15 protein-coding genes are annotated in these 20,639 nt (G+C 71.0%); 5 read left to right on the forward strand and 10 right to left on the reverse strand.

Features of this window, described 5'->3' with window-relative positions; all coding sequences use genetic code 11:
* Positions 1-196 precede the first annotated feature (196 nt).
* Positions 197-685 (forward strand): Lrp/AsnC family transcriptional regulator, encoded by a 489-nt coding sequence (locus tag ACNFOC_RS15555; protein WP_416959701.1) that lies wholly within the window; start codon positions 197-199, stop codon positions 683-685.
* Between the two features lie 39 nt (positions 686-724).
* Entirely contained in the window at positions 725-2,416 is a 1,692-nt protein-coding gene (locus ACNFOC_RS15560) for a DUF885 domain-containing protein (protein WP_416959702.1), read from the forward strand.
* Between the two features lie 161 nt (positions 2,417-2,577).
* Here ACNFOC_RS15560 and ACNFOC_RS15565 read toward each other — a convergent pair whose 3' ends face one another.
* Positions 2,578-3,096, reverse strand: coding sequence for an immunity 21 family protein (locus ACNFOC_RS15565; protein WP_416959703.1), 519 nt, complete (start codon positions 3,094-3,096; stop codon positions 2,578-2,580).
* Between the two features lie 118 nt (positions 3,097-3,214).
* Positions 3,215-3,694: a rhodanese-like domain-containing protein gene (locus ACNFOC_RS15570; RefSeq protein WP_416959704.1), complete on the reverse strand. Its 480-nt coding sequence runs from the start codon at positions 3,692-3,694 to the stop codon at positions 3,215-3,217.
* 179 nt (positions 3,695-3,873) lie between these two features.
* Here ACNFOC_RS15570 and ACNFOC_RS15575 point away from each other — a divergent pair, with 179 nt between their 5' ends.
* A complete protein-coding gene (locus ACNFOC_RS15575; protein WP_416959705.1) occupies positions 3,874-4,329 on the forward strand; it encodes an Lrp/AsnC family transcriptional regulator in 456 nt (151 codons plus the stop codon).
* A 28-nt stretch (positions 4,330-4,357) separates the two neighbouring features.
* On the opposite strand, the gene ACNFOC_RS15580 is transcribed toward ACNFOC_RS15575, so the two are convergent.
* The 7 genes from ACNFOC_RS15580 to ACNFOC_RS15610 all read right to left on the reverse strand — a co-directional run bounded on the left by ACNFOC_RS15580 (position 4,358) and on the right by ACNFOC_RS15610 (position 15,357).
* Positions 4,358-7,348 carry an AAA family ATPase gene (locus ACNFOC_RS15580; protein ID WP_416959706.1) on the reverse strand — a complete coding sequence of 997 codons (2,991 nt, stop codon included), beginning with the start codon at positions 7,346-7,348 and terminating at the stop codon, positions 4,358-4,360.
* A 97-nt stretch (positions 7,349-7,445) separates the two neighbouring features.
* Positions 7,446-8,609: an exonuclease SbcCD subunit D gene (locus ACNFOC_RS15585; protein WP_416959707.1), complete on the reverse strand. Its 1,164-nt coding sequence runs from the start codon at positions 8,607-8,609 to the stop codon at positions 7,446-7,448.
* A gap of 113 nt (positions 8,610-8,722) precedes the next feature.
* Complete coding sequence (locus tag ACNFOC_RS15590) at positions 8,723-9,973, reverse strand: serine hydrolase domain-containing protein (protein ID WP_416959708.1); 1,251 nt, start codon at positions 9,971-9,973, stop codon at positions 8,723-8,725.
* A gap of 38 nt (positions 9,974-10,011) precedes the next feature.
* Complete coding sequence (locus tag ACNFOC_RS15595) at positions 10,012-10,887, reverse strand: ABC transporter ATP-binding protein (protein ID WP_521985186.1); 876 nt, start codon at positions 10,885-10,887, stop codon at positions 10,012-10,014.
* Positions 10,884-12,821, reverse strand: a complete 1,938-nt coding sequence (locus ACNFOC_RS15600; RefSeq protein ID WP_416959709.1) for a dipeptide/oligopeptide/nickel ABC transporter permease/ATP-binding protein — start codon at positions 12,819-12,821, stop codon at positions 10,884-10,886. The genes ACNFOC_RS15595 and ACNFOC_RS15600 overlap by 4 nt, the downstream gene beginning before the upstream one ends.
* The gene (locus ACNFOC_RS15605) at positions 12,818-13,741 is read right to left on the reverse strand and encodes an ABC transporter permease (RefSeq protein WP_416959732.1); all 924 of its coding nucleotides are present in this window, start codon (positions 13,739-13,741) and stop codon (positions 12,818-12,820) included. Before ACNFOC_RS15605 ends, ACNFOC_RS15600 begins: the two co-directional genes overlap by 4 nt.
* A gap of 53 nt (positions 13,742-13,794) precedes the next feature.
* The gene (locus tag ACNFOC_RS15610; RefSeq protein WP_416959710.1) at positions 13,795-15,357 is read right to left on the reverse strand and encodes an ABC transporter substrate-binding protein; all 1,563 of its coding nucleotides are present in this window, start codon (positions 15,355-15,357) and stop codon (positions 13,795-13,797) included.
* Between the two features lie 521 nt (positions 15,358-15,878).
* Here ACNFOC_RS15610 and ACNFOC_RS15615 point away from each other — a divergent pair.
* Positions 15,879-17,867 (forward strand): protein kinase domain-containing protein, encoded by a 1,989-nt coding sequence (locus ACNFOC_RS15615; protein ID WP_416959711.1) that lies wholly within the window; start codon positions 15,879-15,881, stop codon positions 17,865-17,867.
* 24 nt (positions 17,868-17,891) lie between these two features.
* Here ACNFOC_RS15615 and ACNFOC_RS15620 read toward each other — a convergent pair whose 3' ends face one another.
* On the reverse strand, positions 17,892-18,518 hold the full coding sequence (locus ACNFOC_RS15620; protein ID WP_416959712.1) for a YigZ family protein: 627 nt from the start codon (positions 18,516-18,518) through the stop codon (positions 17,892-17,894).
* A gap of 125 nt (positions 18,519-18,643) precedes the next feature.
* Between ACNFOC_RS15620 and ACNFOC_RS15625 the strand changes: the two genes are divergently transcribed.
* Entirely contained in the window at positions 18,644-20,629 is a 1,986-nt protein-coding gene (locus ACNFOC_RS15625; RefSeq protein ID WP_416959713.1) for an APC family permease, read from the forward strand.
* The last annotated feature ends 10 nt before the right edge of the window (positions 20,630-20,639 follow it).

Here is a 20,639-nt window from a genome sequence, read left to right on the forward strand (position 1 = left end):
TGCCTTCGGGAGCTGCCAGTCCCGGCCTCGACCACGCGCTCCGCGTAGCGTCCAGTTGGAGTCGCCGATGGTGAACCAGCGGGGCGCGAGGCCCTCGTCGACCGGCCGGGGAGAGGTGCGGGCTCGTTGTGTCCATGGACGGAAGGATGAACATCGAGCGGGATCCATGGCCGATGGCCCGTGTTACGTTCGATTCATGACCGAATCTGTCGTACTGGATCCGGTGGATCTCCATCTGCTGCGGTTGTTGCAGAACGACGCCCGGGCGACCTATCGCGAGCTCGCGGCGCAGGTCGGGGTCGCGCCGTCGACGTGTCTGGACCGGGTGGCGAGGCTGCGCCGGGCCGGTGTGATCCTCGGGCATCAACTGCGGCTCGATCCAGCCAAGTTGGGGCGCGGGCTGGAGGCGCTGCTGTCGGTGCAGGTGCGGCCGCATCGGCGGGAGTTGGTGGGGCCGTTCGTGGAGCGGATCCGGGCGCTGCCGGAGTCGCGGACCGTGTTCCATCTGACCGGGCCCGACGACTATGTCGTCCATGTGGCCGTCGCGGACATGGCCGACTTGCAGCGGCTGGTCCTGGACGAGTTCACGTCACAGCGCGAAGTGGCCCGGGTGGAGACCCGGTTGATCTTCCAGCAGTGGGACTGCGGGCCTTTGCTGCCGCTTGCCACGCCCACAGCTGAATGAGGGTGACGGGTACAAGTTCCGCGTATGAGGATGGTCTCCATGTCGCAGACCAACACTCCGCTGCCCCGGCAGGTCGCCGACGCCTACGTCGACGACCTCATCGCCCTCGACCCGGTCACCGGTACGTATCTCGGCGTGAAGGAGAGTTCGAGCCGCCTGACCGACCTCTCACCCGCGGGTCAGGAGGCCCTCGCGGAGCTTCAGCGGGCGACGCTCGCGAAGCTCGACGAGGCCGAGCGCCGGCCCGGAGCGGACGCTGACGTCGAGCGCCGCTGCGCCCGCCTGCTGCGCGAACGACTCACCGCCCAACTCGCCGTGCACGAGGCCGAGGAGGGCCTCCGCGCGGTCGGCAACATGCACACGCCCGCGCACTCGGTGCGCGAGGTGTTCACACTGACGCCGACACAGACCGACGAGGACTGGGCGGCGATCGCCGAACGGCTGCGCGCGGTGCCCACCGCGCTGACCGGCTACCGCGAGTCCCTCCAACTCGGCCTGGACCGCAAGCTGTTCGCGGGCCCGCGCCCGACCGCCACCTTCATCGGCCAGCTCACCGAGTGGTCGGACACGGACGGCCAGGGGCGCAGCTGGTACGAGGACTTCGCCTCGGCAGGACCCGACTCCCTGCGCGCCGAACTGGACGAGGCCGCGACCGCGGCGACCGCGGCGCTGGTGGAGCTGCGGGACTGGATGCGGGACGTGTACGCGCCGGCGATCGAGGGCGCGCCGAACACGGTGGGCCGAGAGCGGTACGCACGCTGGGCGCGCTACTACAACGGTACGGAGCTGGACCTCGACGAGGCGTACGCGTACGGCTGGTCCGAGTACCACAGGCTGCTCGCCGAGATGGAGCGGGAGGCCGAGAAGATCCTGCCCGGCGCCGAGACCCCGTGGGTGGCGCTCGCACACCTCGACGAGCACGGCCGGCACATCGAGGGCGTCGACGAGGTCCGCGCCTGGCTCCAAGGCCTGATGGACAAGGCGATCGAGGAACTGGACGGCACCCACTTCGAACTCGCCGAGCGGGTACGGCGGGTGGAGTCGCACATCGCGCCGGCGGGCAGCGCGGCGGCGCCGTACTACACCTCTCCCTCGGCGGACTTCTCACGTCCGGGCCGCACCTGGCTGCCGACGATGGGGCAGACCCGGTTCCCGGTCTACGACCTCGTCTCGACCTGGTACCACGAGGGCGTCCCCGGCCATCACCTCCAACTCGCCCAGTGGGCGCACGTCGCCGACGATCTGTCCCGCTACCAGGCCTCCGTCGGCATGGTCAGCGCCAACGCCGAGGGCTGGGCGCTGTATGCGGAGCAACTGATGGACGAGCTGGGCTACTTGGAGGACGCGGAGCAGCGACTCGGCTATCTCGACGGGCAGATGATGCGGGCCACCCGGATCATCGTCGACATCGGCATGCACCTGGAGATGGAGATCCCGGCGGACTCCCCCTTCCACCCCGGTGAGCGGTGGACGCCGGAGCTGGCCCAGGAGTTCTTCGGGGCGCACAGCAGCCGCCCGGCGGACTTCGTGGAGAGCGAACTGACCCGCTACCTCACGATCCCCGGCCAGGCCATCGGCTACAAACTCGGCCAGCGGGCCTGGCTGTTGGGCCGCGAGAACGCACGCCGGCGCCACGGTGACGCCTTCGACCTGAAGGCCTGGCACATGGCCGCGCTGTCGCAGGGGTCGCTGGGCCTGGACGACCTGGTGGACGAGTTGTCGCAGCTCTGACGCGGGGTGCGGTGACGCGGGGTGCGGTGACGCACGGTGCGACATGTCGGCGGCCGCGTCCGGGAGTTGGGGACGCGGCCGCCGTATGCGTCTGACGCCGAGGGGTGAAGTCCCCTCACCCACACGCCGGTTCGGGACGCGGTCGCCGTATCAGGGGTCCGTCAGCGGGAAAGTCGCCGCAGCTGGATGAGACCGAGCCACGTCTCCGGGCCCGGTTGGGACTGGCCAGCGCGGACGGCGTAGCGGCCCGGTTCCAGGTCGACCTTCAGGTGTTCCGTGCCCTCCGACTCCCGCCCGGGCCATGCCGAGTCGAACAGGACGACCGGTCCGGGTACGTCCCACTGCACCTCGTTCTCCCAGGTCGCGCCGGCGAGGGCGGCAGGCATGCCGGCGAGCACCTCGTCCTCGGAGTTCGCGGCGCACCACCGTACGAACGTGCCGTGCTCCGGCAGGAAGGAGGTCGACGCGGGATCGTCACCCAGGACCAGCGCCGCGCTGTCCCCCACGGGCAGCAGGCCGGCGTATCCACCGACCTCGCACGCCCGGTCGTAGTCCGAGGCCAGCTCGTCGCCGTCGGCTCCCGTCCAGAACGGCAGCACCGCCTCCGGCACCGCTATGAGCGGCCCGCCGCCCGACTCCACCCACTGCACCGCCGTTCCCGGCTCCGCGTATCGCGCCATGGGCAGAACCTACACGCACAGCGAGCCCACATGTTCATGGTTCGAGGGTCCCGCGTGTCAGCGGCCGGCGCGCGAACTCACCTGCCAGGGCGATGAGTTGAAGCCCATCGTCCGGGAATCAGCAGCCGCAGTCGCCCGCGCCGACCGGCGCCGTCAACGAATCGACCGCACCCCTCTCACTTCCCTCCCACGTCTCGAACTCGAAGCCCTCACGCACCCAGTACTCGAACCCCCCGAGCATCTCCTTGACCTGGTAACCGAGTTCGGCGAGCGCGAGGGCGGCCCGGGTGGCGCCATTGCAGCCCGGACCCCAGCAATACGTCACGACCGGCACGGACTTGTCGAGGAGACCCTCGGCCTGTTCGGGGATGAGCGCGGTGGGGAGGTGGACCGCTCCGGGGACGTGGCCCTGGTCCCAGGACTCGGTGGACCGCGAGTCGAGGACGACGAAACCGGGGTCGCCACCGCCCGCGAGCGCGCCGGCCACGTCGGAGACGTCGGCGTGGAAGGCGAGGCTCGCACGGAAATGGGCAGCCGCTGCCGAAGGCGCGGCGGGGGCGACCCGCAGAACAGGATTGACGACGGTACTGCTGCTCATGGTCCGGCTTTTCACGAAGGTGTCTCTGCGTCTCTGCATGTCTGTATGTCTGCATGTCTGCATCTCTACGTCTCTGCATCTCTACGTCGAGAAATCTACGGTCGGTGACCGGCTCGCTGAAGGGACGATCCCCGGCGTACCTCTTGATCAGCCGGGGATTCCCCTGCTATTCCTCAGACATGACCGCGCATTCCTCTTACTCCCCGGACGCCACCGACTGGCGCATCCTCGAAGTCCTCCAGCGCGAGGGCCGGGCCAGTTTCGCCGAGCTGGCCCGGGCCGTCTCCATGTCCGCGAGCGCGGTGACCGAGCGGGTGCGGCGGCTGGAGGAGGCGGGGGTGATCCAGGGATACGCGGCGGTCGTGGACCCCGAGCGGCTGGGGCTGCCGATCCTGGCGTTCGTGCGGCTGCGCTACCCGAACGGCAACTACAAGCCCTTCCACGACCTGGTCGCGGTGACGCCGGAGATCCTGGAGGCGCATCACATCACGGGCGACGACTGCTTCATGATCAAGGTCGCGGCCCGTTCGATGCGCCACCTGGAGGAGGTGTCGGGGAAGATCGGCGCCCTGGGATCGGTCACCACCAGCGTCGTCTACTCCTCACCGCTCCCGCGCCGTCCGCTAGGCCACTGACCTCAGGGGTCTCAGGGGTTCACCGACCTCACTGCCCCCGCTGCCGTACGGCCGACCCGTCCCTCCCCTTCACGACCTCCAGCTGCGCGTGGATCCGCCGCCGCAGATCGGCGACATGGCTGACGATGCCGACGCTGCGGTCCCGCTCGCGCAGGGAGTCGAGGACGTCGAGGACCTCGTCGAGGGTCTGCTCGTCGAGGCTGCCGAAACCCTCGTCGATGAAGAGGGTGTCGAGCCGGACCCCGCCGGCCTCGTCGGTGACCACGTCCGCGAGTCCGAGCGCGAGGGCGAGCGACGCGAAGAACGTCTCGCCGCCGGACAGCGTCGCCGTGTCCCGCTCGCGCCCGGTCCACGCGTCGACGACATGCAACCCGAGTCCGCTACGGCCACGCCCGGCCCGGTCGTCCGAGTGGACAAGGGTGTAACGCCCGGAGGACATGCGCTGCAACCGTACGGTCGCGGCGGCGGCCACCTGTTCCAGGCGGGCGGCGAGGACGTACGACTCCAGGCGCATCCGGCGTTCGTTGTCGGCCGAGGTGCCGGCGGTGAGGGTGGCGAGGCGGGCCACCCGGTCGTACTCCTCGCGCAGCGGCGCCAGTTGACGTGCTCCGGCGGCCGATCGGGCGGAGAGCCGGTCGAGTTCGGTGCAGCGCCGGGCCGCCGCGTCGTGCGCGGAGGCCGCGTCCCGGGTCCGCTGAACGGCCTCGGTCGCGGCTCGCTCCGCCGCGTCCAGATCTGCGGGCGCCTGCTGCGCGGCCGCCGCCGTGTCGACTTCGGCCAGCACGGCCCGTACGGCGGCCTCCTCCGACTGCCAGGCGTCCAGGCGCCGTTGGAGTTCGCGATGGGCGGTGTCGTCGAGAAGGGCGGCGGCAGCGGCCTGCGGGGTGTCGAACCCGGCCCGGAAGGCGGCGTCGGCGAGCCGGGCGTCGGCGTCCTTGAGCCGCTGCGCGGTGTCCTCGGCACCCCGGGCGGCGTCGGCCGCGTCGGTGAGCAGCGCGGCCTGTCGCTCCAGCTGGGCGGCACGCGCTGCCACGCTCTCGGCGGCGCCCCGCGACTGCGCCAACTCCCCTTCCAGGGAGGCCCGTTCGCGGTCCAGGGTGTCGCGCAGGGTCGTCCGGGAGGCGGCCCTGAGGGCGGCCTGCTGCTGGATCGCGGTCCGCCGCTCGTGCTCCTGCTCGGCCCGGCGCAGTTCCTCGGTCGCGGGGTGCAGCCAGGACGCGTCCCGGCGCGCCTGCTCGTACAACCGCTCCAACTCCGCGACCTCGTCGGCGAGTTGGCCGGTCGGCGCGTCACCCGCCTCGGCGGTGGCGGCGGCGAGGGCTTCCCGTACGACGGCCAGGCGCCGCTCGGCCTCGGTGCGCTGTTCCTCGGCGCGCTGGTGAGCGGTGAGGGCCTGTTCCTCCGCAGCGCGGTCGACGTGGCCAGCGGATTTACGTGCGGGCGCGGGGTGTTCGGTGGCTCCGCAGACCGCGCAGGGTGCGCCGTCGGTGAGGTGGGCGGCGAGTTCGACGGCGATGCCGTTCAGCCGCTGTTCCTTGAGGTCGAGCCAGTGGGCGCGGGTGGTCAAGGCGTGTTCGGCGCAGGCCAGCACCTGCCGCTGGGCGTCCTCCGTGTCACCGGCGAACTGGTCCCGCTGCCTGGCCGCCCCGAGCCGCCGCTCGGCGGGCTCGCGCCGGACGCCGAGCTGTTCGGCCCGGGTGGTGGCCTCCTGCGCCGACTCGATCCGCGCCTGAAGTCCCGCACGGGTGGCGTCCCACTCGGCGAGCCAGGCCTCGGCCTCCTGCCGTACGTCCTCGTCGGCGCGCTCCTGGCGGTCCAACTCGGCGCGCTCGGTGCCGAGTTCGGCGAGCCGCTGCTCGGCGCGGCGGGCCGACTCGAGTCCGCCCAGTTCCTCGGCGGCCCGGCGTGCGGCGGCAGCCAGCCCGGCCGCACCGGCGCCCGCGAAGGTCTCCGGCAGCAGGTCACGCGCACGCGACTCGGCCCGGGCGGCGTCCTGGTGCTCGGCGTCGGCGGCCTCGCGCAGCTCCAGCGCCGGCGCCACCGCCTCCGCCTTGCGGGCCCGCTCCATCCGCGCCTGTGCCTGCCGATAGCCGTCGGCCCGCTGCTCCATGAGCGTGGCCCGCTCCCGCGCCTGCGTGAACCGCAGTTGCAGGCGCGCCAGTTCACGTACGTCGGCAAGCTCGCGATCGGCGGCGGCCTGCGCGGACTCGGCAGCCGTGAGCCCACTGCGCGCGACGGCGAGTTGCTCGCGTGCGGTACTGCGCGCGACGGCCGCCGCGCTCAACACCTCGTCGGCGAGGCCGGGTTCACCCGGGGTGAGGTCCGGCAGCTCCATGGCGTCACCGGCCGCCTGCTGCATGCGGTGCGCGTCCGCGAGCAACTCGGCATCGCCCTCGCGGACTTGGGTCTCCGTGGCGCGGCGCCGTTCGGCGAGCCGTTTCTCGACCTCGGCGAAGCGGTGCGTGTCGAAGAGCCGGCCGAGCAGCTTGCCGCGTGCCTCGGCGTCGGAGCGCAGGAACCGCGCGAACTCACCCTGGGGCAGCAGCACGACCTGGCAGAACTGTTCCCTGCTCATGCCCAGCAGCTGGGTGATCTCCTCGCCGATCTCCTGGTGCGAGCGGCTGAGGTCCTTCCAGGCGCCGGCGATCGCGTCGTACTCGCGCAGCCAGCTCTGCGCCTTGTCCAGGGTGCTGCCCGTGCCGCGCTTCTTGGGGCGGGCCCAGGGCGGCTGCCGGGTGAGCTCCAACCGCCGCCCGGCGACGGTCAGTTCGAGCCGGACTTCCGTGCGCGTGCCGGCCTCCGCGTGGTCGCTGCGCAGGGTGAGCCCCTGGCCGGACTGCCGGACGCCGGGCACCGAGCCGTAGAGCGCGTAGCACACGGCGTCGAGGACGGAGGTCTTGCCGGCGCCGGTCGGTCCGTGGAGCAGGAACAGCCCGGCGGAGGACAGTTCGTCGAAGTCGACGGTCTGCGAACCACCGAAGGGACCGAAGGCGGTGATGTCGAGCCGGTGCAGCCTCATCCGCGACCGCCTCCGTCTCCCGCTCGCCGCGTGAAGCCGACATCGCACCGCGCGTCCACCGCGCCGCACCACACATCCGCCGCACCCCACCGAACCCTCACGGCGCCACCTCCCGTACGACCGAGTCCGCGCGCACCGCGTCGAACGCCTCCTGGAGCACGGTCCGTTCGTCCTCGTCGGGACCGGCGCCGCGTACGTGGGCCACGAAGTCGTCGGCGATCTCACGGTCGTCGCGGCCCGCGAGGCGCCGGGCGTACGACACGTCGGGGTCGTCGGGGCCCCGCTCGGGGTCGAAGACGAGGCTGAGCGTGTGCGGGAAACGTTCGGTGAGCCGGGCCATGGGGTCGGCCGGGCGGACCGGGTCGGTGAGTGTCGCCTCGACCCACGCCTCCTCGTGCCGCGCGAGGTCCGGATCGTCGAGCAGGTCCTCCAACGTGCCCCGGATACGGGCCAGTTCGCGCGGTACCGGGCAGTCGAGGCGCTCGGCGGTGACGGTTCCGTCGGCGTCCAGGTCGACGAGCCACATGCTCTTGCGGTGGTCGGCCTCGGAGAAGGAGTACGGCAGGGGGGAACCCGAGTAGCGGACACGTTCGGTGATGGTCTGGGAGCCGTGCAGATGGCCCAGCGCGACGTAGGAGACGCCGTCGAAGACACCGGCCGGTACGGCGGCGACTCCGCCGACGGTGATGTCCCGCTCGCTGTCGCTGGCCTCGCCGCCGGTGACGAAGGCATGCGCGAGGACCACGGAACGGGTGCCGGGCGCGCGGCCGGCGAGGTCGGCGCGGACCCGGTCCATGGCGGCGGCGAGAACGGCTTCGTGCCCTGCCTTCTCGACCCCGAACTCGGCCTTCACCAGGGCGGGTTCGAGATACGGCAGCCCGTAGAAGGCCACGTCGCCGAACGCGTCCGGAATCACCACGGGCGTCCCGCAGGCCGACGGCTCCGTACGCAGGTGGATGCCCGCGCGGTCGATCAGCCCGGCGCCGACACCGAGACGGCGGGCCGAGTCGTGGTTCCCGGAGATCATCACCGTGGGCACGCCCAGGTCGGCGAGCCGGTGCAGGGTGTCGTCGAACAGCTCGACCGCGGCCAGCGGCGGCACCGCCCGGTCGTACACGTCTCCCGACACGACCACCGCGTCCACGGCGCGCTCGCGCACGGTGGTGACGAGGTGGCTCACGAAGTCGGCCTGGGCGCCGAGCATGTTCACGCGGTGGAACGCCCGGCCCAGGTGCCAGTCGGAGGTGTGCAGCAGTTTCATGGAGCCACCACGCTAGCGCCTGTGGACCCCCTGCTTCACCACGGCCACACACTCGCCCCCGCCCCGACGAACGGAACGCCGGGAATATCCCCTATGTCATCGCCGAACATGCTTTATGTCATCGCCTGGTACACGAGGTTCCGCAACTGGCGGCGCATCGGCGTCCGGTGCCTGCCCCAGGTGACGACCTGGGTGCAGAAGACCGCCGTGACCCCGTCGACGGGGTCCACGAAGAAGTGCGTGTTCGCGGCCCCGGACCAGCCGAACTCCCCCTTGTTGCCGAACGAGCCCCCGGCCACGGGGTCGGTCATGACGTAGAAGCCCAGCCCGAACCCGCAGCCCCGGTGCTCGTCGTCGGGGTACAGCCCGAAGGAGTTGATGTCGGCGCCACCGGGCAGGTGGTTGGCCGTCATGTGCGCCAGGGTCCGAGGGCCGAGCAGCCGCTCGCCGTCCAGTTCGCCGCCGCGTACGAGCATGGCCGCGAACCGGTGGTAGTCCTCCAGGGTCGACACCAGTCCGGGGACGCCGCTGCCGGACGGGAACGGCGCCGGCTCGCGGAAGGTGGGCCGCAGTTCCTGGTTCACGACGAGCCGGCCCGATTCCGGGTCCGGGCTGTAGACCTCCGCCAGATCCGGCAGCCGCTCGGGCGCGAGCACGAACGTCGTGTCGGTCATCCCGAGCGGGCCGAGCACGTTGCTCTCGACGAAGGTGTCGAGGCTCTCGCCGCCGACGACCTCGACGATCCGGCCCAGGACATCGACGCCCAGGGAGTAGTTCCAGGCGGTGCCCGGCTCGAACAGCAGCGGCAGGGCGCCCACGTCGGCGCACAGCTGCCGGAGTGTCGCGCCCGGCAGCGGCAGTACGTCCTGGCCGGCCTGCCGGTACAGCGCGTCCACCGGGTTCATGTGGGCCAGTCCGAGGGTCAGCCCGGCGGTGTGGGAGAGCAGGTGGCGCACGGTCACCGGGTGGGCGGCCGGGCGGACCCGCACACTCCCCGGCGACCCGCCGTCGTAGACCGTCATGTCGGCGAACTCGGGGATGTACTCGCTGACCGGGTCGTCGAGTCCGAGCAGTCCGCGCTCCACCAGCATCATGGCGGCGACGGACGTCACCGGTTTCGTCATGGAGTACAGGCGCCACAGTGTGGTCGGCTCGACCGGGAGCCCCGCTTCGAGATCCCGGAGTCCGCCGCCCGCCGCGTACACGGGTTCCCCGTTACGGGCCACGAGCGCCGACCAGCCGGGGATGACCCCGAGTTCGGTCTGCCGGTCGAAGAACTCGGTGATCCGGCCCAGCCGTTCGGCGCTGAAGCCGGACCGCTCCGGGGGCTTGGTGACGCCGAAGCGGTCGGCGAACTGCTGCATGTGGGCCTCCGTGTACGGGAGTTGGGGACTGTCCGGGGTCAGCGGGCGGAGGGAGCGGGTGCCCCCTCCACTCCGGCCGCCGCCAACAGCTTTCGGGTGTAGGGGTGTTGGGCGTCGGCGTAGACCTCCTCGGTCGTGCCGCTCTCCACGACGTCACCTCGGTACAGGACGACGATCCGCTGGGCGAGGTGCCGTACCACGGCGAGGTCGTGGGAGATGAACAGATAGCTGACGCCCGTCTCGCGCTGGAGATCGGAGAAGAGGTTCAGGACCTGGGCCTGGACCGACAGGTCGAGGGCGCTGACCGGTTCGTCGCAGACGATGAGCTTCGGCGCCATCACCAGGGCCCGGGCGATCGCGATCCGCTGCCGCTGGCCGCCGGAGAACTGGCGCGGATAGCGGTCGGCCGCCTCGGCCGGCAGCCCCACCAGGGCCAGTACCTCCCGTACCCGCTTCAGGACCACGGCCCGCTCGTCGCGCGAGTGCACCCGGAGCGGTTCGGCCAGGGTCTGGCCCACGGTCAGCGCCGGGTTGAGCGAGCCGTTGGGGTCCTGGAAGACGGCCTGGACGCTCTTGCTCAGCTCCTTGCGCCGGGCGCCGCCGGCACGGGTGATGTCCTCGCCGTCGAACAGGATCGTGCCCTGGGTGACGGCCGTCAGCCCGAGCACGGCACGGCCCAGCGTGGACTTGCCGGAACCGGACTCGCCGACCAGGGCGACGGTCTCGCCGGGCCGGATGTCCAGGGACACGTCACGGATGGCCGGGGTGCCCTTGCCACGGCGGTGGTACGACACCGAGAGGTCCCGGATGTCGAGCAGGGGCTGTTCGGTCACGCTCACACCGGACGCACTCACGCCGGACGCGCTCGCACCGGTCGTACTCCCGTCGTTCGTGCTCCCGTCGTTCGTGCTCACGAGGACACCTCCAGCAGTTCTTCGCCCAGCTCTTCGCCGACCAGGACGCAGCGGGCGACGCCCTGGTCATCGGGTTGGGTCAGGGCGATCGGCGCCTCGGTGCAGCGGGCGACGCGGTCGGGACACCGGTCGGCGAAGTGACAGCCGACGGGCCACTGGCCCGGGGGCGGCACGGTGCCGGGGATGGTGGGGATGGGCTCGCCGACCGTCGCCAGGCGCGGGTTCGCGGCGAGCAGCTTGCGGGTGTACGGGTGCAGCGGCGCGGTCATGACGCGCTCCGTCGGACCGGCTTCGACGACCTGCCCCGCGTACATGACGAGGGCGGTGTCGCAGGCCTCCGCGATGACGTCCCAGTCGTGGCTGATCATCAGCAGCGCCATGCCGGTGTCCCGCTGGATCGTGCGCAGCAGTTGGACGATCTCGCGCTGGACGGTGACGTCGAGCGCGGTGGTCGGTTCGTCGGCGACGAGGACGCGCGGGCGTCCGGCCAGCGCGACGGCGATGGAGACGCGCTGTGCCATACCGCCGGAGATCTGCGACGGGCGAAGCTTCAACACCCGCTCGGGATCAGGGAGTTGGACCTGCGCGAGGAGTTCACGGGCCCGGAGCGTGGCTTCCTTGCGGGAGAGCTTCTCGTGGGTGCGTACCGCCTCGCGCAGGAGTTGGCCGATGGTGAAGAGGGGGTCGAGACCGACCATGGGTTCCTGGGAGATGAAGGCGATGGTGCCGCCGCGCAGGGCCCGCCACTGGGCGGGACCGTACGAGCCGACGTCGACGCCGTCGATCTCGACCGTGCCCGAGGAGACGCGGGCCCCGTTCGGCAGCAGGCCGAGCAGGGCGAGCCCGGTCATGGACTTGCCGCAGCCGGACTCGCCGACCAGTCCCACCGTGCGGCCCTGCCCCACGGACAGGCTCACATCGCTGATCAGCTCGACCTCGCCGTGCTCGGCCTCCGCGGTGACGGTCACCTTGGTGAGCCGTACGACCGGTCGCGGTTCCGCCAGCAGCCAGGCGTCGTCGGACTCCGGTACCGCGGGGGCGGCCACCGTGGCGGTAACTGCCGTACGGCGCCGGGTCGTTGTCGCGTGGGACGCGCCGGACCAGCGTTCGGCGAGCATGTCGCGCAGGCCGTCACCGAGGACGATCAGCGCGGCGGCCGTGACGGCGACCAGGCCGCCGGTCGGGATGGCCAGCCAGAGGCTCTGGTTCAGGGTCTGCGCGGCGTCGGCCATCATGCCGCCCCAGGACGGTGCGGGCGGCTTCACGCCGAGGCCGATGGCGTTCAGGCCGGCCGCGATGAGCAGGGTGTTCGCGCAGGCCAGCGCCGCGTTCACCAGGATCAGACCGGTGATCCGGGGCAGCACGTGCCGGCGGGCCACGCGCCAGGTGCCGAGCCCGGAGACCCGCGCGGCGGCGACGTAGGTCTCCCGGCCGACCGTGAGCGACGCGGACCGGACGACCCGCATCATGCCGGGTACCGACAGCAGGCCGATCACGATCATGGCCGCGGTCATGCTCTGCGAGAACAGGGCCAGCACGATCAGCAGCAGGATGATGCCGGGGATCGACATCACCACGTCGGCCAGCCGCATCAGCACCGCGTCGATGCGGCCCCGGCGCAGGCCGGCGACCAGGCCGAGGGGGACCGCGATCACCAGGGTGATCAGCACGGCGATCGCGATCTCCCGGAACGTGTCCGCGCCGCCGTACATCAGCCGCGACAGCACATCGCGGCCGAGGCGGTCGGTGCCGAGCAGGTGCTTGGCGCTCGGTCCGGAGAGCGCGGCGGCGAAGTCCGCCTGCTGGGGCGGGTACGGGGCGAGCCGGCTCGCGCCGAACGACGCGATCAGCTCCAGGATCAGGATCACGGCCGGAATCGTGATGCGCGGGCGGCCCAACGCGCGCCGGAGGAAGGGGACTTGGGATGTGCTCATGCGGCGACCGCCTGTGGGTTGAGCCAGCCGATGGCGAGGTCGAGCAGGAGATTCAGTCCGACCACGATGAGGGTGAAGTACACCGCCACTCCCTGGATGACCGGAATGTCACCGCTGGACGCGGCCGTGACCGCCGCGCTGCCGAGGCCGGGCAGACCGAAGAGTTCCTCGATCACCACGGCCGATCCGAGGAGTCCGATGAGGTTGTTGCCCGCCACGGTCAGGACGGTGACGGAGACGTGCCGTAGCGCGTGCTTGAAGAGGATGGAGCGCTCGCTGACGCCGTTGGCGCGCAGGTTCCGTACGAAGTCGCGGCTCAGTACGTCGGCGAACTGTTCGCGGGTCTGCTTGGCGATCACCGTGACCAGGGCGAAGGCCAGGGCGGCCACCGGCAGGACCAGTGAGCGCGCCCAGCCGCCGGCGGAGGTCCCGAAGAACACGTATCCGTTCGCGGGCAGCAGGCCGAACCGGGTGTTGAAGACCCAGATGCCCAGCAGACCGACCCAGAAGGCGGGGATGGTCATGCCCGCGATGGACGCGCTGTCCGCGGCGAGCCGGGTGGTGCGCCCGCCGCGCACGCTCGCCATGCCCAGGACGACTCCGACGACCAGCGCGAGCAGGGTGGTCGCGATCACCAGGGAGAGGGTCACCCCCAGCCGGGTGTTGAGCGTGCCCGCGACCGACTCGTTGTTGCTGATCGAGCGTCCGAGGTCGCCGTGCACCGCGTCCTTCAGCCAGGCCCAGTAGCGCTCCCAGACCGGCTGGTCGAGGTGGAGGCGGTGCCGTAGCGCGGCGATCGCCTGGGGCGAGGCGGTCAGTCCTCCGATGGACCGGGCGGCGTCACCCGGAATGAACAACTGGAGGAAGAAGGTGAGCGCCGAGACGAAGAGCAGCAGGGGTACAGCCTGCACGATCCGCATTCCGCTGGTTCGCCACATGACTGGGTGCCTTTCTCGGGAGGGTCACTGGAGGGTCACTTGGCGGCGTACAGGGTCGTCAGGTCCGGCGTGAGGTTCGTGGCCGAGAGGTCGACGCCCTTCAGGCCGGGCCGTACGTAGACGATCTTCTCCAGGGAGACCATCGGGATCGTCCAGGACAGGTCGGACAGGCGTTGTTCGAACTTCTGCCAGCCCTGCTCCTGGAGCTGGGCGGTCGACGAGGAGGCCGCCTGGCTGTAGAGCGTGTCGAGTTGCTTGTCGCTGATCTTCAGCGGGTTGCCCCAGCTGTAGAGGAGGTCGTTGCCCTGGGCGTACGGCGGGGCGATGCCGGTGCCGTAGTCGAACATCATCGCCGGGAACTTCGCGTAGGTGGAGAAGAGCTCGTTCACGTTCGCCGGGACGTTGATCTTGACGTTGATTCCGATGTTGGCCATTTCGGCGGCGAACGCCTCGGCGGCCTGGGACTCTCCGACACCGGTGAGGTTCACGGTGATGGACATGCTGAAGCCGTTGGGATATCCCGCCGCCGCGAGCAGCTTCTTGGCCTTGGCGACGTCGTAGGCGTACTTGCCCTCGCTGCCCTGGGTGTAGCCGCTCGTGTTCGCGAGGACGGGGTAGTCCCAGCCCTTGGCGTACGAGCCGTACAGGGCCTTGGCGATCGAGTCCCGGTTGATGCCGTACATCATGGCCTGTCGTACCCGCAGGTCACCGAGGGCCTTGACCATGGTGCCCGCCCGGTCCTGGATCATCAGCTGCATGATCGAGTAGGGGCTCGAAAGGACCTGGAATCCGGCGGACTTGGCGGCCTTCGCGGTCGTGGAGTCGCCGAGCGCGTAGTCGACCTCGCCGGAGCGGAAGGCGCTGAGCGTGGTGTTCTCGTCCTTGATGACCTTGACGACGACCTTTTTCCAGTGCACCCGCGACTTGTCGTAGTACGTGGGGTTGGGGACGTACGTATAGGTCTGGCCGGAGACGGTCTGCGCGGTGTCGATCACGTACGGTCCGGCGCCGTGCGTGGTGGTCCCGAGTTCGCTCGTCTTGGCGAGGCCCACGGGGCTGATGATCTCCCCGGTCGTCGGTCTGGAGAGATAGAGCGGCAGCAGCGGATCGGACGTCTTGAGGTGGATCCGGAGCTGGAGCGGGGAGACGACGTCGATCGATGCGACGGGGGCGAGGTCGGCCGCCAGTGGACCGCCGGCCTTGGCGTAGTACTGGAGCGACTTCTTCACGCCGTCGGCGGTGAGCGCGGAGCCGTCGTTGAACTTCACGCCGGAGCGCAGGGTGAGGTCGAAGGTCTTGCTGTCGGAGCCGACGAAGCCCCATTTGGTGGCGAGGGCCGGGGTGTACGTCCCGTTCGGGGCCTGCCGGATCAGCGTGTCGTATGCCAGTTCGAAAAAGTACTGCTGTGGGTCGGCGGAGCCGCCCAGGGCCGGGTTGAGGCTGTTGGGCGCGATGGCCGAGGCCACCGTCAGCACGCTGGGGTCCTGGGCCTTCGCGGTGCCGGACGAGGCGCTGCTTCCACCGCCGCACGCGGTGGTCAGGAGAGCGAGTCCGGCGGCACCGGCCGTGACTGTGAGAGCAAGGCGCGAACGGGTCATCTGAACCTCCGGCGTTGAGGCGTCGAATGGGAACGCGGGGTTCACCGGGCGTGGGGAAGGAGGCCACCGTCGTGGTGGACGCTCCCTTGCGTGAGTCCGCGGAATGTCGGGGCGGGGGGACGACCTCGACATGAGGGAATGTCCGGAAAATGCCACTTCGAGTAAGCATAGGACCGTAGCCATCCGCTCAACCCGCTCTTGTGGAGTCCGGGCCGGGCAGGGGGTACGAAGTGGCCTCAGTATTCGGTCGGCCGCTCCGATCCCCGCACGACATCAGTCCGCTGAACGGACCGCCGCACACAAAGGGCGTCCCCGGAGCCTCTCCGTGACCGGCCGGGGGCGGCGGCCGAGTCCCGTCCTCCCCGCGGCCGGAAAACCCCAACTCCCTTGTCGCACACATGTGCTGCGCTAATCTCACGTCACACGCACCACGCGAGAGACACAGGGTTCCCATGCCAGTCGAGTTCCGCGGTCGGTCCGAAACGATGGCCTACGCGGCGGCGGGGATGGAGCCGCCTCCCGTGGTCCCGCTGCGGAAGAGCGACCCGCGCCAGGCGGGCCCGTACCGATTGGTGTCGGTGCTCGGCAGTGGCGGGATGGGCCGGGTCTTCCTGGGCCGCGACGCCACCGGCGCCACGGGTCCGGCCGCCGTGAAGGTGATCCGGCCCGAGTACGCGGAGGACCCGCTGTTCCGCAGGCGCTTCGAGCGCGAGGTCGGCGCGCTGGACCGGATCCGGGGGGCGCACATCGTACGGCTGCTGGGCAGCGGCTGCGACGAGGAACTGGTCTGGGTCGCCACCGAGTACATACCCGGGCCCACGCTCGCCGAGCTGGTCGACGCGTGCGGGCCGGTCGACGCGGCGGCGGCCTGGCGGTTGCTGGCCGACGTGGGGCGGGCGATCGAGGCGATCTGGCGCGCGGGGATCGTGCACCGCGACCTCAAGCCGTCCAACGTCATCCTGGGTGCCGACGGCGCCCGCGTCATCGACTTCGGTGTGGTCCAGGCCGGCGACGGCACCTCGATCACCGCCACCGGCCAGAACGTCGGCACCCCCGCCTACATGTCCCCGGAGCAGGTGCGCGGCCAGGAGGTGACCGCCGCCTCCGACGTCTTCTCGCTGGCCTCCACGCTCACCTACGCCGTCGCCGGGGAGGCCCCGTTCGGCGAGGGCACGGGTGTCGACGTGCTGCACCGGGTGGCGTTCGACCCGCCCCGGGAGGACGTCCTCGACAAAGTCGCGGGCGTCGACCCGGAGTTGGCCGCGTTCATCCGCACCTGCCTGGACAAGGATCCTGAGCTGCGGCCGTTACCCGAGGCGGTGTTCAGAACGGCCATCGGGCATCAGTTGTCGGCGCCGGCCGGTGCCCCGCCACGGGTCCCCTCCCGGCGCGGGCCCTCCCCCGCCGAACGAATCGAAGGACTCGAGGGCGTCGAAGGAGTCGAAGGGCGCGCAGAGGGCGAAGGACTCGGACGGCTTGACGGGCTCGAACGGCCCGCCGCGGCACCCCCGACCTCGCACGCGCCTCCCACACCTCCCGCGCCTCCCTCCTCGCTCTCCGTATCGACCACATCCCGGAAACACGCGAACGCCCCTAAAAAACGCGGCAAGTTGATCGCGGGCGCCATCGCCGCGGCCGCCCTCCTCATCGGCGGCAGCATCACCGCGACGCTGCTCCTGCTGCACCACGACGCCCCCGGGACGTCGGCCGGTCCCGGACCGGGGACGCCCCCGGCCGCCGTCGCACCGGGGAACTCACCCTCAGGGCCTAGCAGTTCGCCGAGTACGTCGGCGACGAAGGGCGGGGCGCCGCAGAGCCCGTCGGGCGCACCGGCCACCCACGATCCCGCGGACCTCGACATCCGGCTCGCCTCCTGCGTCGCCGAACTCGCCTCGCACTCCCACGGCGACTGCGTCAAGGCGCTCCAACTCCTCCTCGCCGGTTACGGGTTGCACGTCACGGTCGACGGCGACTACACCACGGAGACGGCCGCCGCGGTGAAGGTCTTCCAGACCGAGGCCGGCACCACCCCGAGCGGCACGGTCGATCCGCAGACCGCGACGCTGCTGTACGGCACGCCTCGCGGGGCGGTCCAGTCCGGTTCGGTGACCGTCACCGAGAGCGTCCATGCCGTGGATGTCGCCCGATGCCTCGACGTCCACGCGGGCGCGGTGCAGGTCTGGGGATGCGATGGCACGGCGGCCCAGAAGTGGGCGCTGTACCGCGTGCCCGGCCATGTGTCCCAGTTCCTCGTGGTCAATGAGGGCACCCACTACTGCCTGGACGCCGACGCCGGCACGGTCGGCCAGAACTTCTCGAAGATCCGTGCCAGGAACTGCGACGGGCTGAGCGCGCAACGGTGGCAAGTGGGCAGCGCCGGGACCCTGGTCAGCGTCCCGGACGGTTTCTGTCTGGACGCGGATGCCTCCGAGTCGGGGAAGGACGGTCAGACGGTCCAGACCTTCGGCTGTGCGGGCAGCTCCAACCAGGTCTGGAACTGGGGTCCCTGACAGAGCGTCAGAGACGTTCGGCGCTCACGCGTCCCCGTACGCCTCGCCGCCCAGCTCCAGCCCCGCCGTCCCGGCGGTGGCATCGGCCAGCCAGCCCCGGAACGCGTCCACGTCGGCGTCGGGCAGGCCGATCTCGATGGTGACCGCCTCGCCGTAGCGGACGTCCCGGACCTCGCGGCCGGTGGCGCGCAGGTCGTTCTGGACCTTGCCCGCGCGCTGGTGGTCGACGGTCACCGTGGCGAGGCGGAAGCGGCGGCGGGTGATCGTGCCGAGGGTGTCGAGGGCCTCGCCGACCGAGCCGCCGTAGGCCCGGATGAGGCCGCCCGCGCCGAGCTTGACGCCGCCGTAGTAGCGGGTGACGACGGCGACGACGTACCGCATGTCGCGGCGCAGCAGCATCTGGAGCATGGGGACGCCCGCGGTGCCGCCGGGTTCGCCGTCGTCGCTCGCCTTCTGGATCGCGGCGTCGGCGCCGATGACGTAGGCGAAGCAGTTGTGGGAGGCGTCCGTGTGTTCCTTGCGGATGCGGGCGATGACGGCCTGGGCCTCCTGTTCGGTGGCCGCCGGGGCGAGGGCGCACAGGAAGCGGGAGCGGTTGACCTCGGTCTCGTGCACGCCCGGGCGGGCCACTGTGCGGTACTCGTCCTGCATCCGCCCAGCCTATGCGCAGGGCCAGGGGTCGCCCCCGGTCCGGGTGCGGGTGACGATGTGGTGGATACTCGCTCCTCGTCGCCCGGGCACCGGGCACGGTCGTCCGATCACAGGGAGTTCTCAGCATGACCGGCGCGCAGGTGGACCCGAGGGAGAGCGCGGGGTCCGGGGGTCCCGAGTCCGCCGCGGAGCGCTGCCGGGCCTGGCTCCTGGACGGTCTGAGCGAGCAGAGCGCCCGGCATCCGGGCCCGCACGCCACGCCGAACCCGGAGCACGAGGGTCACCGCTGGTGGCGGGTCATGTGTCTGACCGGCGTCGACTACTTCTCCACCCTCGGCTACCAGCCGGGCATCGCGGCCCTCGCGGCCGGACTGCTCTCCCCGCTGGCGACGGTCGTACTCATCGGGCTGACGCTGCTCGGGGCGCTGCCGGTCTACCGGCGGGTGGCGCACGAGTCCCCGCACGGCGAGGGGTCGATCGCCATGCTGGAGCGGCTGCTGCCGTGGTGGTCGGGGAAGATCTTCGTCCTGGTGCTGCTGGGCTTCGCGGCGACGGACTTCATGATCACGGTCACCCTGTCGGCGGCGGACGCGGCGGCGCACGTCGTGGAGAACCCGTTCGCGCCGGGCTGGATGCACGGCGGGAACACCTGGATCACGCTGGTGCTCGTCGGTGCGCTGGGCGCGGTCTTCCTCAAGGGGTTCCGGGAGGCCATCGGCATCGCGGTGGTGCTGGTGGGCGCGTATCTCACGCTCAACGTGGTGGTGCTCGCGGTGTCCGCCTGGGAGGTGCTGAGCCATCCGGTGAAGATCGGCGACTGGACGGACGCGATGACGGCCGCGCACTCCTCGCCGCTCGCCATGGTCGGGGTCGCTCTGCTCGTGTTCCCGAAACTCGCCCTCGGCATGTCCGGCTTCGAGACGGGCGTGGCGGTGATGCCGCAGGTCAAGGGCGATCCGAGCGACACGTACGCGAAGCCGACGGGCCGTATCCGCGAGACCCGCAAGCTGCTCACCACGGCCGCCGTGATCATGTCCGGTTTCCTGCTGCTGTCCAGCCTGGCGACGACCATCCTGATCCCGCAGAGCGCCTTCAAGACGGGCGGCCCGGCGAACGGCCGCGCGCTCGCCTACCTCGCGCACGAGCACCTGGGCCAGGTCTTCGGCACGCTCTACGACGTCTCGACGATCGCGATCCTGTGGTTCGCGGGCGCCTCCGCGCTCGCCGGACTACTGAACCTCGTCCCGCGCTACCTGCCGCGCTACGGCATGGCGCCGGAGTGGACGCGAGCGGTACGCCCCCTGGTGCTGGTCTTCATGGTGACGGCGATCGTCATCACCCTGTGGTTTCACGCGAGCGTCGACGCGCAGAGCGGCGCGTACGCGACCGGCGTGCTGGTGCTGATGCTCTCCGCGGCCTTCGCGTCCACGGTCACCGTGCACAAGCGGGGCCACCGCAGGGCCACGCTCGGGTTCGGCACGATCACCGCCGTGTTCGCGTACACGCTGGTCACGAACGTCATCGAGCGGCCCGACGGCATCAAGATCGCGGGCATCTTCATCGTGCTGATCCTGCTGACGTCGTTCGGTTCGCGCGTGCACCGCGCCTTCGAACTCCGCGCCGCCGAGGTCACGTTCGACAGCGCGGCGTCCCGTTTCGTCGACGAGGCGGCGCGCAGTGGCCCGCTCCGGCTGATCGCGAACGAGCCGCAGGAGCACAGCCGTCGGGAGTACCGGGCCAAGGAGTACAGCCAGCGCGAGGAGACCCATATCCCGGACGGCGGCCCGGTGTTGTTCCTGGAGGTCCTCCTCCGCGACTCCTCGGACTTCTCGGCGGACATCACGGTGCACGGCGAGGAGAAGTACGGGGTACGCCGGCTCCGGATCGAGGGGCCCACGGTGCCGAACGCGATCGCCGCGGTCCTGCTGGTCCTCCGGGACCGCACGGGCGAGGTCCCGCACGCCTACTTCACCTGGACCGAGGGCAATCCGGTGAGCCATCTGATCCGCTTCCTCGTCTTCGGCGACGGCGAGGTCGCGCCGGTGACCCGCGAGGTCCTGCGCCGCGCGGAACCGGATCCCGAGCGCCGGCCTCGCGTGCACGTCGGATGAACGGCCGGTC

The sequence above is a fragment of the Streptomyces colwelliae genome (assembly GCF_048158785.1).
Taxonomy (GTDB): Bacteria; Actinomycetota; Actinomycetes; order Streptomycetales; family Streptomycetaceae; genus Streptomyces.